Raw genomic sequence first — 14,982 nt, 5'->3', positions numbered from 1 at the left:
CTCGTCCCGCATCCGTGGACTTTGCCTCCTACGATCTGCGCCGATCAGCCTTACCTGACGCCGGACGCCACTGACGAAGCTCCTCCAGGGTGACGCCGTGTCGTTGACGGTGGTCATCCAGGAACGCCTGGAAGTCCTCCGCCGGTGAGGTGCCCCAGTTTTCATCCTTTTCGTGATGCCACTGCCAAACCCACGGCATCACCTCGGCCAAACCGGCCAGCAGAGGCAAGATCCGCTCTGTAGGCCAGCCGTCGTTCTCGCTCCGCTCGGTGATCAGATCCGCCAATGCGCTGGCTTGCTGAGCGTGATCCCAGCCGCCCCAGCCCAGAAGAAGCGAGCCATCACCGTCGGGGTTCGCGCCCGGGTAAGAGATGAACTGCTCCTTGGGCATATCGAGCTTGCCTCGATTACGCCAGTACGAAGGCTTCACGAAATCCGCTGAGTTGTACTTCTGCGGAACCTCGATCTCCAGCAACTCGCCGGTATGGTCCTCTTCCCGCTGCTGAGCCCACACGGACTTCCACTCGTCCCGCTTGCGTAGCCCCGAATCCTTGTAGCGCAGCACCGGCAGATACGGCACATGCTCATCGACCACAAGAGCCTTCAACAGCACAGCAAGATCCGCGTCTGGCATGCCCAGATGCTCGCCCAACAGACCCGCCACGGAAACGAAGTCCGCATCCTCGCCCAACGCGCCAGCAAGCTGGTTCACGGTCCTCACACGAGGAACCAGTTCGCCATCGCGAGTGCCGAACCACAGCCTGCGGGCCTCGCATCTCTCCAACAGCCAACCCCGAAGCGCCTCACGCTCCCGGGCCTCCCAAGGCTCGGACTGCCAGCGACGCTTACACTCCGGTCGCTCAATTAAAGCGAGATCACGCCGCCAGCCGATCACATCGATCCGCCGCCGTACCACTTCTTGATAAGCGGGCGGCCAGTGCGCCGGAATATCCGTGACAGGCGTTGAGCCGTGGCGCGCGAACCACTGTGACTCGACCTCGCCAGCGACTATTGCCCGTGCCAATACGATTTCAAATGCACGCTCACCTAGCCGAATCTCCGGAAGGTCTCCAACGTCAGCCAGAAGCCCCGTTGCCTCGGCGTCAGTTAGCAGCCCAAATCGCCGATAGCACTCCCAGTCCAACTCTTCTTGCAGGGCGACCATCTGGGCCCGTAGGCGCTTCTGCGATGAGAACGCGGCGTTCAGGCTATGCCTCGTGGGCGGGCCATCCTCGCAAATTTTCTTCGGTTCCAACTGGCTGAGTGACAGCGCCACCGAATCGAGCGCCCGCCCCAACTCTACTGGAAGAGCCTCGGGGAGCGGAAACTTTTCGATTTTCTTGCCGTTGAACTGATAAAATCGCTCCCAGTCAGAACTGGTGATACCGCCACCTTCGCCACGGATCCCCTTGTCATGGCTGACCTGCTTGAGCCAAAAGCAGGCGACAGAACTATTCAGAACTCCCAATAGCCCTAGGTGTTTATCTTCAGTTTCCCCCGCCGGCAACTTAATCACAGGCGCCGTGCGACTGAACACTTTGCCCCCACGATCCAAGACAAAATGGTTGTGCGTCGAGACTTCGCCGTATGCAATAGACAGTGGCACGGAGTAGCGGTTCGCAAAGAACATGGAGTATTCAAACCACTGAAGATCTCGCTCTACCTGAGTTTTGCCAAATGCCACGCGCCTCCGCAGAATGGTTCGCATCGGCCAGAGAAGGCGATTTACGAAGGGATGATCTACTGCATGAAGGCGATCGCTATCATATGGCCACAGCGCATCTGCGGCGTCCGCTATCTGCCATTCGCGGGTATTGTCACCCTCCACGAGCGGCTTCGTCAATTCGGTTGGAATTTTTGCGCGACGAAGCGTCCCAGCGCCGAGCATGTACGCGCTGTCCTCGCGTGTGACAGCACCAGAACCGACGGCATCGATCATGGTAGATAGTGGCCGCGTGACTTTTCCCAATAGGCCCATAACGTCGGATGCGCTACCTCCAGCTAGGGACCATGGGTGGCGACGAAGGCGAGCCCTATCAAGGTCGGCCACCGTCAACCATTCCGATTCGCTACCTGGACTATCGTATTGACTTACGATCGCTTGCCAAACGAATCCCTTCGCCGGATCGGCCGGTTGCACCGGCTCTCCCCGGACACCCAGAACGGCGTGGACAGGCAAGGTCTCGCGAGGAACCTGATTACGGCCAACAAGAATGACGGTTGGAGTGCCGTGACCGGGGATAAAGGCGCCTGACGTGTCGATCACGCGAGTCAGCTCAACCTGCTGGCCGAAAAAATCGACGATCAGCTTCTTGCCGAACTCCCGCTTCATGAAAGAGTTGGCGGTGATCTGCCCTACGAATCCAGCACCTTTTCGATCACCATGGGCGCGTCGTGCAAGGTTGAAGAACCGCTCAGCGAAAGGCACTGAGAGCGCATAAGCGCCGGCACACGTCTCGTATACCTCGCGGTAGTTGCGATTCTCAGCCTTATCTTTGACTGTGATGTATGGCGGATTTCCCACCACGACGTGGTAGCTATTTCGACCGAGGATGTCGACGGACCTGATGTAGTCCGCCACGTCTTCAGTGACGTAGTGATGGCTGGTGTCGTGCTGGGGGTCGGGTTGTAGCGCTGCGTCTCCGTCGGAGAACAGCGTGGGTTGTTCCCCGGCCGCTTCGCGGCGGGACACGAGTTCAGTTTGCTCGCCGGCTGCTTCTCGGCCATGCAGGAGCGAGTCTCCGACAGCGATATGCAGCGGGAAGGCCACATCGGTGTTGAGGCTGGTGACTCCACCTTCGCGCATGGCCTCGACCATCAGTCGAAAACGGGCGATGGCTGCTGCGAACGGATTCTTGTCAACGCCGTGGATGGAGTCGAGGGACCGCCTGATCAGCTTCCAATCATCCACCGCGGGCGCCTTGACACGCCAGTGCTCCAGCAGTCGGCGAAATACTCCGATGAGAAAGTGGCCTGACCCGCAGGTGGGATCGATGACGCGGAGACCTTCCAGGCCAAACTCTTCGATGGCCGGTTCGAGTGTGAGGTCGAGGATGAAGCTCTCGACGAACTCGGGGGTCTGTAACAGCGCGTAGGTGTTCTTTGCGTGCTCGGACAGCTCCTGGTATAGCTGGCCGAGGTTACGCGTGTCCCAGCCGGTGAAGTCGTGCACGAGCGCACCGTCAGCGCCACGTCGACGCCAGAAATTGAGGAGTTCCTTTGCGCCTTCGTGTGAGGGCGTGATCGTCCAGAGCGGGTTGTGCGCCCGGTCGAATAGGCCGGCTGCGACCGGTGAGCTAGTCAGCGCCGTGAACGCGAGTTCGAGCCAGTCCCGGTCGGTCTGATCGGGATGGTCTCGGGCACGTTCCTCAGCGCGCTCGACGGCCAGATCCAGGCGTTCGCCGGGTCCGGCAATCCACGGCAGGTCGACTAGCTTGTTGTCCTCGCAGAAGCGTACGAACACTGTCGACAGCACCCAGGCGACGGCAGCCTGTTCGATGCGGTCTTCGCGCCAGGCCGCGAAGCTCAGGGCTGTGCGGGGAGACTCGGGAGACGGCGGTTTCGCTGCCGCGCGGTGCTCTGCGGCAAGTTGCTGTGCGAACGGCTCTTGCTCGCTGCGTTCCCGAAGGTCTTCGGTGAGCCGACGCATCTGGGCTTGAAGATCACTCAACAGGCTCACGCCGCGCCACTCCCCATCAGGCTGCCACCCGCATCTCCACCCGCCAACTGGCCAGCAGCGATGAGGGCAACTCGATCCACTCGTTCTCCAGGACTTCGATCACGAGGTTGTCCAGCACCGGCCGATCTTTCGACGCCTGGGTCGGACACAGCAGCCACAGCCCGGACGGGCCACCGACACCAGACCGGGCGGCGCGCTGCACCAACACCAACACGTCGCGTCCGCCCGGGTATCGCGCGAATGCCCCCGCATCGTGTAGCAGCACCGTACCGGAGAGGGCGCTGAGCCGACCGTTGACCCGCTGCCATGTCTCCTCGACGAAGTCGGCGAATCCCCGGGGCATGATCCCGGTTTGGCTGAATCGCTCGTCGGCGCGCAGCACGTCGTTCCATGGCCGGCCATGTTCATCGGCGACGGACTTGAGCGTGGCGACGAACTCCGCCCCGACGTCAATTGTCGGTATTCCGAACCTGGCCTCGACCAGCGCTGCCGCGTCCGGCGCGTCCTTGAGACGGACGTTCAAGGTCAGGAACCCGCCACGCTGTACCGCGCTGTCGAGCCTTTCGAGCACGACAAGACTTGTCTCGTCGGCCGGCTGCGCGCGGTGCGCCGGAGCAGCCGTTGACGCTGTCAGAGCTGACAGGGTCGGAGCCGGCGCCTTGCGTCGGAAACGACCGTCGGCGTACTCGAACTCGAAGCCGGCCTCCCGCAACGCATCTTCGATTTGCAGTGGTGTGGGTTCCCCGCCGGGCAACCGCTGTGCAGGGAAGCGGCTCCGCAACCGCGCCACCAGTTCGTCGGGGTCGAGCCCATCGGGGCCGGGGTTGATGGCGGCCTGGGTCATCCTCAGCGCACGGGCAAGGTTCAGGTCGGTCGGGTAGATCTCCAATCGCGCGGTTGCCGCCGCACGTGTCGATGCTGCGGCGGCCAGTGCGACCAGGCGGCTGTCCGGCAGCGGTGGATTGCCTTCCGGAGCGCGTACGGCTCGCAGCTCTCGCAAGACTGCCGTCGGCGCGTGCAATGGGTCCGCCGCCGCGAGCACGTCGGCGCAACTGCCCAGGCTGGCCGCGTAGGCGATCAGTTCCGAAGCTCCCGGCAGCCCCGATCCGTCCGGGGCCTGGAGCGCAACCAAAATTCGTTCGTGGTCCCGGGCTCGGCCTCGGCTCCGTTCGGCGATGAGCCTGGGCTCCACCTCGTGGGTTTCGGCCTCAGCCGCGATACGCACCATCGCGAGGGCGTACGCGATCCGGTGGGTCTCCTTCTCGACGCGTGCACCCCACCGGGCAAGGATCTCCCCTGTCAGTTCGCGTGCCTCCATGACTCGACCTGATTCTGAGAGCACGTCGACAAGCGAGGAGCGAATGCCGGCGACCCGCTCGTCGGCTGCCCATGAGTCGACCGCGTCGCGCAGGCGCGGCGAAACCGTTGACTCGGTGGCGCCGAGCGCGTTGATGACCTCGCTCTGCTTGGGCCAGAACGGCACCCTGGGCAGGTCACCGGCGTTGTTTGGGAGCACAAGCATCGTGCGCACCGCATCTGCCTGATCGCTGTCGTCCGCCAGCAGCGATTCGACCAGGTCGTCGAGGTGCCCGATCAATGCGACGGGATCTTCGACAGGGCCGTTGGAAGAGGTCGTACCCAAGTCGTTCGCGGTCGCAGCGAGCAAGCGCCACTGTCGTGCCCGCCGGGACAACTCGCTTCGGATGGTGCGCCCGACGCCACGGACCTTCGTCACCTTGAACGGAGGGACGGCCAACAGCTCGCCGACTGTCTGCGCGCCCAGCGACGCGGCAGCCTCGACCGCACGAGGAGAGAGCCCGGCTGCGGCAAGCGGCGTCTCCAGTGTTGCGCGGGCCGCTGCCGCGTCGCGCGCCTCGTCGGTCGAATCGGCGATGTCACCAGACGTGGCGGCGGTAGTCGGTGGGCGCTGGGCGTCGAGACCGGTGAAGACGGCCCGCCAGGCGTCCTGCATCTCCCGCAAAGTGGTGAACCGGCGCTCCGCATCGCGGTGCAGCGCCCGGTTGAAGAAGGCGATCAGCCCTTCACGGAGGGACGGCTCGAAGACCTCGGCTGCGAGGGCCGGCGTCTCCTCCTCCTGGGTGAAGTTCGGGTTCGTGATGCCATCGCCCCAGACCGGACGCTCGCCGGACGCCATCTCGTGCAGCGTAACGGCCGCCGCATACCACTCGGCGTGAGCGTCGTAAACAGGTCTCCGCGGCTCTCCCAGGAATGGGTCGAGGTAGGCCCGAGTGCCGACCTCGATGTCTCGCTCCGGTGCCCGCGATAGGGAGAAGTCGAACAGGACCAACTGCTGCGAGCGGTCCTTGCGACGGCGTACCCCCAGATTGTCGGGTTTGAGGTCTCGATGCCAGACTTTCTCGCCCGCGAGGTGGTCCAACGCGACGAACAAGTCGTCGCCGAAGCGCTCCAGCTCATGACTGGTGCACGGCCCCTCGGTGCGTAGCCGGTGCCCGAGGGAGCCCTGACCCGCCTGTTCCACGGCGATCGCGGTGTGGCGACCCAGCGAGAACGGGCCGTCATAGATCTTGACGATCCGCGGGTCGCGTTCGACCCGCCGCAGCACGGCCGCCTCGTCGTGGAGGCGGGCAGCCTTGTCCTCGTCGAGCGCGACCTTGTAGACGCGGCTCTCCTCCGGCTCGCTGCTGCCCTCCGGCTCCCGACGCCTGGTCACCAACAACGCTCGTGCTGTCGAGCCGGTACCCAGTACCTTCGTCACGACCCAGTCGCCGTCGAGGCGCTGCCCCGGCTCGACCTCCAGGGCGTCCGGCTCTTCAAGATCGTCGTCTGGTCGGGTCAGTTCCTCCCACACCTGGTCCAGGCGTGCGAGGAAGGTGCTGACGTCCGGCGTCGCATCGATTCGGTCTCCCGACACCGGGTGAGTCGCATCCCACACCAGTTCGTCCAACGCCGCGGGCAGTCCGTCAACCAACGTCGAGGGCATCAGCCCACCGTCGGCCCCGAGCCGGACTTCGACCTCACGGAGCGAGGGTGCCGGCGGCTTGCCCGTCACGATCAGATGGCTGATCGCGCCGAGCCCGTAGACATCCATGCCGAGCGGATCCGCATCGGCCTGACCGAACTCTGGAGCCAAATAGACGCGTGTGGAGACGGGTACGTCCATGCTCGCCGGGTTCGAGGTCTCCAGGCTGCCAAGACCGGTCGTCTCCGAGGGCCTAGTCGCCACTTCCCAGTCGCCGATCCGCAGCTCCGGCTTGCGGCCGTCCGACCGGGTGCTCACCCAGACGGACCGGGCCCCGAGCGCCCGGTGGAACAGATGCCGGCGGTGGGCGTAGTCGAGCGCTTCCGCCACCTGGCGCACCATTTCGAGCCGATCAGCGATGTCGAGAGTCTCGCCGTGCGCATCCATGAAGCGGTCGAGCGGCACGTCCGTCTCCCGGTGCTCGAAAAGCACCGCCGGCCCGGCGTCATGGATGGAGTAATCGACGGCGTGGACGATTCCCCGATGGTTGAGGCCACGCAGAGCGGCGTATCCGCGCTGGGCAGCGCGCTCCACGGCACGCCGCTTCTCGCCACTGGCCTGGAACCCGGACAGGTAGATCCGCGCCCGCCGCTGATCGTCACGGATCAACTCGTCCCGCGCCAGACGGTCCTGCCACCAGGTGCCGGACTCGATCGTGCGCGGATCGAGCTGCCACCTGCCCAGCCTCAGGTGAGCCTGCGCGGCGGCGATCCCGACCTCTCGCATCAGCCGTGGCAGCTGGCGGGAGAACGCGGGCGTCACTCGCCGCCGCTCACTCTGCGGCGGCAGATCGAGAAGGTCATCCCAGATCTTCGGCAACCCGGTCGTACGGTCGTTGCATCCGTACACCTTGATCTTTTGTTGCTCGTCCAACTCGCTGCGGAGTCCGGGAGCGGACAGGAACACCGCTGGGTTGATGAACGGCACTTGCTCACGGACACGGAGCTTGCCAGCGGCCCATTCCAGGCGGCTCTTCATCTCCTTGGACTTGCGATCTGTCAGGTGCAGCGGGTTGTCGATGCTGCGTGTCCGGTCTGGAGCACGAAACAGCCAGGTGCCGCCGCGGTTGGTCAACCGCCCGGGGTGGCTCTTGATCTCGATGAGAAAGAGCCCGGCGGGTACGGCGACCAACAGGTCCACTTCGCGCACATGCCCGGTTGCCGCGGTGAAGGAGAACGTCGCCCATGCCCGATAGGGCTCGGCGTCCGGCATCAGGTTGCGGATGTGGTCAAGCGCGTCTTGCTCCCACGGGAACTCCGACGGTCCCGACTGGTTCCAGCGGCCCGGTCCAGCGGTCACGTCGTCCTCCACACCCAACAGCAAGTAATCGTCGTCCATCCTGGCAGTTGTCAACCGCTCGCGCGCACCGGGTATCGGTGTCCACGGCGACATTCCCAGGCATCGAATAACACTAATCGTACGGATGGCTACATATCGGGTGGCTCTCTGGAGCGGCGTAGCGAACCGCTGCCACCTACCGGCCTGCCGGACGGGCGTGATCGCGATGCTCAACGTCGGCGATATCATCGAGGTCGAGGACCGTGACTAGAAGTATGGAACCGGTCGGCTGATCCTGCTGGTCACCCCGATCGGCAGCCGACAGCAAACCGCCGGCGGTGACTGGCTTGACCTCGACGGACTCGAACTTCGACCGGACGGCACGCAACTCGGCGAACAGCCGCGCCACGCCACCGTCCGAGTGACTGCGCTTTGCGTTCGACGCGTGCCGCACACTCGGCCATGAACATCACGACCGCGTCCGGTCGAGCCCTCCATGGGGCTGGACGGACTCTCACACTTGATGACTCCCTTTGCTGCGTGACGTCGTACTCCGCAGCGGATGGGATCGGGCGGGGCGTGCCACGTCGGTCGCGTTCCTCTGGAACGCGACCCGTTACCTTTCTGATCGTCCCCAGCCGGGGACCCTCGGTCGCCCGGCCCGGTGTGACTTACTGCCCCTGTCGTACGCATGATCCGGGGGTGTTGTCGCTGGGCCGGGTGGCGTCGGCGGACCGCTGATAGGGACAATCGGTCGCCCGGCACTGGCAGGACGTCGAGCGTCGGCGGATGCTGGCCGAGCGATTGGTGCAGGATCTGGCGAACCCGGACCCGCAGGCGCCGCGCGGCGGGTTGAGTGACTTCGTGGCGGCGACCGCGGTGAAGGTGCGCCGCCGCCACATCGAGGTGTGGTTGTTGGTCAGCACCTTCCGCAGGTACGCATGCAGGTCGTCGTGTCGTGACCGCTTGCGCCACCGCTCGTACATCCTGACCAGACCGTCGTGTAGCAGTTCCTCGGCCTACCAGCGGTGTCCGGCCAGCAGGATCGCCAGCCGGAGACGGCGCCACCAGGCCGACTTCACGAATGCCTCGAAGGCGGTGTCGGCCGCCGGCGGCGGCCTCGCTCGGTCCATCACGCAGCCACCACGGATCCGCCCTGCAAAGGGTCGCCCGCCAAGAAAAAGGCTGATCTTGTACGGACTCACGCCGACCCACCCGCCGACGGCATCAACGACCTAGCACCTCGGGCTGTGACGACTAACTGCCCCAGAGGGGCAACAAATCGCCACAGCCGCCATGATCCACGCGCGCTGGGCTGTCGGTGAGGCGGGTCTTTCGACAGCTCAGCGCACGTGGATCATCGACTGGTGTGCGTCGCCCACCCGCGCGGATACCACGACGCACACCGTCACGGGCGAGTCAGCTCTGGTGGGGCTGGTCGGCGAGGAACGCCCGCCACGCGTTGTCGGGGAACGCGAGCACCGGCCCGGCCTGGTCCTTGCTGTCACGAACGGAGATCACACCGGCCAGCCCAGCCACCTCGACGCAGTTGCCCTCGCCACGGGAGCGAGTCGACTTACGCCCGACGCCGTCAGTACGCACTGTTGAACTCCTTGGCTATCGATGCGATCGACTCCCTGGATTCTTCCGGACCAAGCGCCTGCTCGGTGAGCGAGCGCCAAGCGTCTTCGTGGGTCGCGATCTCATACGGCTTGTCGAGGTAGACCGCGCCGCACGGACCATCCATGTAAACGGTCGCCGGTTCCGGCTCTCGGACGTCCTCGGTGGCGAAGTCCAGGATCGCGAACTGCCCGATCATCGCCCAGCGGCCCAGTCCGTCATTCAGGGGCAGGACCGTCACCCCGTAGCCAATGATCCGGGAGGGTTCGGCGCGCCAGAGCCGGCCGAACTCTTCGAGATCATGGGGCGGGTGCAGCCGCTGTAGCTGCGGATACTTCACTCGGCGTTCGGCTGGCGTTGCCCGTGCTGGTGATCATCGTTCGAAGCTGTCGCCCCTAATGTGCGCGAACCTTCGTCACATCTGGGAGCCCTGAGCATGCAAGAGCCTATTGATAATTCCCTTTCGCCCGTTCCGGGCGCCGCCAGTCGCCGTACGTTCCTGCGGGGTGCCGGCCTGGTCGGTGCGGGCGCGGCGGCTGCCGGTGTGCTCGGTGTCGCCGCGCAGCCCGCCCTCGCCGCCGACTCGGTAACCGCCACCGCCGGCAGCGGCAAGGTCGACCCGGAGAACCCGCGCTTCACCATCGCCGTCATCCCGGACACGCAGTATCTCTTCGACGGTGACCGGGGTGACCCGGCCCCGCTGACCGCGAGCCTGCGCTACATCCTCGACCACCGCGAGGAGCACAACATCGTCTTCGCCGCGCACCTCGGGGACGTGGTGGAGAACGCCGCCGCGTCCGAGCTGACCGCCGCGGGCAAGGTCTTCGAGATCTTCGACAAGCGCAAGATGCCGTACAGCGTGCTCGCCGGCAACCATGACATCGACTCGCGTACGGACGACCAGCGCGGGCCGAGCGCCTACCTAGACGTCTTCCCGCCGTCGCGGTTCGCTCCCCTGTCCACGTTCGGCGGGTCCACCCCCGACGGCTACAACACCTACCATCTCGTACGCGCCGCCGGCCGGGAGTGGCTCGTCTTCGCGCTGGACTGGCGGGCTTCGGCCGGCACCATCGCCTGGGCGAAGCAGGTTCTTGCCGCGCACCCGCGTACGCCGGCGATCCTCACCACCCACGAGGTCGCGTCGGCCGACGCGGCCGGCAAGGCCACGTTGTCGGCCTACGGCCAGTCGCTCTGGAACAACCTGGTCAAGGACAGCGACCAGATCTTCCTGACCCTCAACGGGCACTACTGGCCGTCGGGGCGGACCGTGCTCACCAACACGGCCGGGCACGACGTGCATGTGCACGTCACCGACTACCAGGACCGCTACTACGGCGGCAGCGCGATGATCCGGCTCTACCACTTCGACCTGGCCCGGAACACGATCGACGTGGAGACGCTGTCGCCGTGGATCCTCGGCAAGGTCGCCGAGCGGCGCAACCCGCTGGAGCAGGGCGAGATCGAGCTGACCGGCCCCGCCGACCGGTTCAGCCTCGCGATCGACTTCCCGGCCCGGTTCGCCGGCTTCGCCCCGGTGCCCGTGCCGCCGGTCCGCCCGGTCAAGGAAATGCTGGTCAAGGGAACCGTCGGCTACTGGCGGTTCGACCAGTCGGCGACCGACGGTGCCACCGTCCCCGATGGATACCGGGTCATCGACCTCTCCGGCAACGGCAACGACCTGACCCGGGTCACCCTCGCCGGCAGTGACGCCACCGCGCTGCGCTGGTCGGCCGAGCACCACCCGGCCCAACCGACCCGGTCGAGCCTCCAGTTCGCCGGCGGCAAGAAGCCGGCCCGGGGCGCCTACCTGCGTACGGGCGACGCCGCGCCGATGAACACGATGACGTTCACCGGCGGCTACACGATCGAGGCGTTCGTCAAGCTCCCCGCCGACGCCAAGTCGACCAACCACGCCTGGATGAGCGTGGTCAGCCGGTTCGGTGCGGGTGCCGACGCCGGCAAGACCGGTGGCGACCCGGCGGAACCGCTGGCGACGCTGTCACTGTCGGACGGGATGGCGTTGCAGTGGGCGGTCTTCCCGACCAACCAGGACGACATCTCCACCAACTGGGGCCACGAGATGCGCACCGGTGAGTGGTTCCACGTCGCGGTCGTCAACGACGGCCAGCACACCGTCCTGTACGTCGACGGCGCCCCGCTGCTGCGCAACCCGAGCACGCCGGCGATCGGGTTGGCCACCTCGGGTGAGCCGTGGTTCTTCGGCGCGTACCACTACGACCGGCTGATCGAGCAGGGCTTCTACGGCTGGCTCGGTGACGTACGCATCGTCGACCACGCACTGCCGGTGGCCCGCTTCATGAACGCCACCGCCTGACGGCGGCGTCTTCGGGTGGACGGCGGGACGACCGCCGTCCACCCCTAGATCGCGGGTGACGGGGACTCGGGTGGACGGCCGCGTGCCCGGAGGACGTCGGCCACGGCGACCCCGGTCAGGACGAGGGTGGCCGCGATCGCGATCCCGAGCGGCGGCAGGAAGACCATGATCGGTGCGGCGATCACCAGCACGAGCAGTGCTATCCACCGGGACGGGGACACCCGGCTGAACACCTCGTACTCGAATCTGGCCCGGCCGAGCAGGAACAGCACCGGCCCGCCGAACAGGACACCGACCATTCCCGCTGCGGAGTCACCGGTGGGATGGTGGATGACGGCTTCCGCTCCGGCCGCGGAGGCGACCACACCGGCCACCATCAGCAGGTGGGTGTAGGGCGCGGACCGCATGAGGCGGCCGGGGTCACGGGAGGACTCGATGGCCGCCTGCAACAGCGCTCCGGCGCGCTGGACGTAGATCTGCCAGAGCAGCACCGCGTTGGCGAAGCCGACCACGAACGCGGCGGTCCGGGCCGGGGCGAAACCGGTCCCGGCGTACGTCAGGCTGGTGACCAGGATCAGATCACCCAGGGCGAGGGTGAAGAACTGCTGGTAGCGCTCGGCCAGGTGTTCGGCCGCCAATCGGTACTGCGGCCTGGGCACGCGACCGAGCCACGGGGTGGGATAACGCAGCAGCGCCGCCGTGTAGTCGACGGCGAGCGCGAACGCCCACAGCAGCCCGCGCGCGGTGCCCGCCACAACGGCTCCGACCAGCCACGGTACGGCCGAGACGAGGAACCAGAAGAAGAAGCGGCCGGCGTGCCGGCGTACTTCCCGGCCCTGTAGTGCCGGGGTCAGGAAGAGGCTTCGACCGAGGTGGATCGCCACGTACGCGCCCGCGAAGACGGCGGCGCTGTGGCTGAAGGCGGCGGGCAGTGCGGCGGCCATCAGCAGGGTGCCGAACATGACCGAGATGGTCATGGGGTAGATCGGCGGGTGCTGGGTCAGGTACAGGTCGGTGGTCAGGGCGGTGACCGACCAGACCCACCAGACCGCCATCAGCAGCACCAGGCTTTGGAAGGCGCCGGTCCAGCTCAGGTCGGTGGCAAGCTTCTGCGAGGTCAGGGCGAGCGCGGCGACGAAGACGAGATCGAGGAACAACTCCAGCAGGGTGGCCCGCTGGGGCCCGCCGGCCTGGCGGTTCAACCCCACCGCCCGGTCGACGGTCACCGGCCGCCACAGTCGCAGCTAGACAAAATACCCCCTCTCGCGCTAATAGTACGAAACACCTACAGCTTCCATTGCCCACCGACGGTAACGAGCACGGCTCGCGTCCCGCTCAGCACGAAGCAGCCAGGTCGAACCGTGAGGCTCGACCTGGCTGCTTGATGGATCAGTCGACGCGGACTCCGGTCGACGTGGCTCAGTCGACGGCGGCCATGACCTCGTCGGAGATGTCGAAGTTGCCGTAGACGTTCTGCACGTCGTCGGAGTCCTCCAGCGCATCGATCAGCTTGAAGATCTTCCGCGCGCCGTCCTCCTCGAGCGGGATGGTGACGCTCGGGACCAGCGACGACTCGGCCGACTCGTACTCCATGCCGGCTTCCTGTAGCGCGGTGCGGACCGCGACCAGGTCGGTCGGCTCGGAGATGACCTCGAACGCCTCGCCCAGGTCGTTGACCTCTTCGGCACCGGCGTCGAGGACCGCGAGCAGCACGTCGTCCTCGGTCAGGCCCGCCTTCGGCACGATCACCACGCCCTTGCGGGTGAACATGTACGACACCGATCCGGCATCGGCGAGCGAGCCGCCGTTGCGGGTGAGCGCCGTGCGTACCTCGGTCGCGGCCCGGTTGCGGTTGTCGGTGAGGCACTCGATCAGCAGCGCGACGCCGTTGGGACCGTAGCCCTCGTACATCACCGTCTGCCAGTCGGCGCCGCCGGCCTCCAGGCCGGACCCGCGCTTGACCGCACGGTCGATGTTGTCGTTCGGGACCGAGCTCTTCTTCGCCTTCTGGATGGCGTCGTAGAGGGTCGGGTTGCCGGTCGGGTCACCGCCGCCGGTACGCGCCGCAACCTCGACGTTCTTGATCAACTTGGCGAACATCTTGCCGCGCTTGGCGTCGATGACCGCCTTCTTGTGCTTGGTCGTCGCCCACTTTGAGTGGCCGGACATCTGTTACCTCCGTCGCTAACCCACGCGTCAACAGTCGACTGCCCGCTCATCTTCCCGGCGATATCGCCGATTTCGCGACAATCAGGCCGGGTGAAGATCCGCTGTCGGCTCTGGGCGGAAGGCGATTGGAGCAGACTGCCCGGCCGAACCCGGCAATCCTACCGGCGCGACCCGCCCGGCCGTCACACCCCGTCAGGCGGCGGCGTTGCAAGCCCTCGGACGGCGGCGTCGCAAGCCGCCCGACGCCCGCCGCGCCGACCCCGCCGACGATGCCGGCGCAGCGGCTCAGGCGGTCGCTTCCCGGACCAGGTCCACGAAGTACTGGTGCACCCGCAGATCCCCGGTCAGCTCCGGGTGGAACGAGGTGGCCAGCAGGTTGCCCTGCCGTACCGCGACGATCCGGTTCGCCGCCGGACCCTCGGTGACCCGGCCCAGCACCTGCACCCCGTCGCCCACCCGCTCCACCCAGGGAGCCCGGATGAAAACGGCGTCGAACCGGGGACCGGGCACGCCGGTGATCTCCACCGGGGCCTCGAACGAGTCGACCTGCCGGCCGAACGCGTTGCGCCGGACGGTCATCTCGATGCCGTCGAAGCCGCGCTGGTCGGGTCGCCCGTCGAGCACCTCGGTCGCCAGCATGATCATGCCGGCGCAGGAGCCGTAGACCGGCATGCCGTCGGTGATGCGTTTGCGGATCGGGTCGAGCAGTTCGAACTCGGCGACCAGCTTGCTCATCGTGGTGGACTCGCCGCCCGGGATGACCAGGGCGTCGACGTCGTCCAGCTCCGAGGGCCGCCGAATCGGCCGGGCGATCGCGTCGTCGGTGCTGGCCAGGGCCAGCAGGTGCTCGCGTACGTCACCCTGCAACGCGAGCACGCCGATGGTGGTCATCTGCCGCCC

9 protein-coding genes and 1 pseudogene are annotated in these 14,982 nt (G+C 66.2%); 1 reads left to right on the top strand and 9 read right to left on the bottom strand.

Annotated elements, in window-relative coordinates; genetic code table 11:
- Window positions 1-28 precede the first annotated feature (28 nt).
- The 6 genes and pseudogenes from pglX to AB0J90_RS20310 form a co-directional block, all read right to left on the bottom strand.
- On the bottom strand, window positions 29-3,679 hold the full coding sequence (gene pglX, locus AB0J90_RS20335) for a BREX-2 system adenine-specific DNA-methyltransferase PglX (protein WP_363597988.1): 3,651 nt from the start codon (window positions 3,677-3,679) through the stop codon (window positions 29-31).
- A 16-nt stretch (window positions 3,680-3,695) separates the two neighbouring features.
- Complete coding sequence (pglW, locus tag AB0J90_RS20330; protein WP_363597986.1) at window positions 3,696-8,018, bottom strand: BREX system serine/threonine kinase PglW; 4,323 nt, start codon at window positions 8,016-8,018, stop codon at window positions 3,696-3,698.
- A 136-nt stretch (window positions 8,019-8,154) separates the two neighbouring features.
- Complete coding sequence (locus AB0J90_RS20325; RefSeq protein ID WP_363597984.1) at window positions 8,155-8,367, bottom strand: hypothetical protein; 213 nt, start codon at window positions 8,365-8,367, stop codon at window positions 8,155-8,157.
- Window positions 8,368-8,629: 262 nt separating this feature from the next.
- Window positions 8,630-8,944: a hypothetical protein gene (locus AB0J90_RS20320; protein WP_363597982.1), complete on the bottom strand. Its 315-nt coding sequence runs from the start codon at window positions 8,942-8,944 to the stop codon at window positions 8,630-8,632.
- A gap of 433 nt (window positions 8,945-9,377) precedes the next feature.
- Window positions 9,378-9,560, bottom strand: coding sequence for a DUF397 domain-containing protein (locus AB0J90_RS20315; protein ID WP_363597980.1), 183 nt, complete (start codon window positions 9,558-9,560; stop codon window positions 9,378-9,380).
- Window positions 9,550-9,822 (bottom strand): annotated as a pseudogene (locus tag AB0J90_RS20310) (Scr1 family TA system antitoxin-like transcriptional regulator); the annotation flags it as partial. The pseudogene AB0J90_RS20310 and the gene AB0J90_RS20315, both read right to left, overlap by 11 nt.
- Before the next feature lie 192 nt (window positions 9,823-10,014).
- Between AB0J90_RS20310 and AB0J90_RS20305 the strand changes: the two are divergent.
- Window positions 10,015-11,913 (top strand): LamG-like jellyroll fold domain-containing protein, encoded by a 1,899-nt coding sequence (locus tag AB0J90_RS20305; RefSeq protein ID WP_363597978.1) that lies wholly within the window; start codon window positions 10,015-10,017, stop codon window positions 11,911-11,913.
- Between the two features lie 44 nt (window positions 11,914-11,957).
- Here the strand turns inward: AB0J90_RS20305 and AB0J90_RS20300 are convergent, their stop codons facing one another.
- From AB0J90_RS20300 to pdxT, 3 genes are all read right to left on the bottom strand, one after another.
- The gene (locus AB0J90_RS20300; protein ID WP_363597976.1) at window positions 11,958-13,139 is read right to left on the bottom strand and encodes a low temperature requirement protein A; all 1,182 of its coding nucleotides are present in this window, start codon (window positions 13,137-13,139) and stop codon (window positions 11,958-11,960) included.
- 193 nt (window positions 13,140-13,332) lie between these two features.
- Window positions 13,333-14,082 carry a YebC/PmpR family DNA-binding transcriptional regulator gene (locus AB0J90_RS20295; RefSeq protein WP_363597974.1) on the bottom strand — a complete coding sequence of 250 codons (750 nt, stop codon included), beginning with the start codon at window positions 14,080-14,082 and terminating at the stop codon, window positions 13,333-13,335.
- A gap of 285 nt (window positions 14,083-14,367) precedes the next feature.
- Entirely contained in the window at window positions 14,368-14,973 is a 606-nt protein-coding gene (gene pdxT, locus AB0J90_RS20290) for a pyridoxal 5'-phosphate synthase glutaminase subunit PdxT (protein WP_363597972.1), read from the bottom strand.
- Window positions 14,974-14,982: the final 9 nt, after the last annotated feature.

Origin of the sequence: Micromonospora sp. NPDC049523 (genome assembly GCF_040676775.1) — a bacterium.
Classification (GTDB): Bacteria; Actinomycetota; Actinomycetes; order Mycobacteriales; family Micromonosporaceae; genus Micromonospora_G.
This window is presented reverse-complemented; position numbering and strand designations above follow the sequence as displayed.

Coding starts and splice junctions, on each gene's coding strand:
- pglW (WP_363597986.1), bottom strand. CDS start 8,018: ATGGACGACGATTACTTGCTGTTGGGTGTGGAGGACGACGTGACCGCT.
- AB0J90_RS20320 (WP_363597982.1), bottom strand. CDS start 8,944: ATGTACGAGCGGTGGCGCAAGCGGTCACGACACGACGACCTGCATGCG.
- AB0J90_RS20305 (WP_363597978.1), top strand. CDS start 10,015: ATGCAAGAGCCTATTGATAATTCCCTTTCGCCCGTTCCGGGCGCCGCC.
- pdxT (WP_363597972.1), bottom strand. CDS start 14,973: ATGACCACCATCGGCGTGCTCGCGTTGCAGGGTGACGTACGCGAGCAC.
- AB0J90_RS20295 (WP_363597974.1), bottom strand. CDS start 14,082: ATGTCCGGCCACTCAAAGTGGGCGACGACCAAGCACAAGAAGGCGGTC.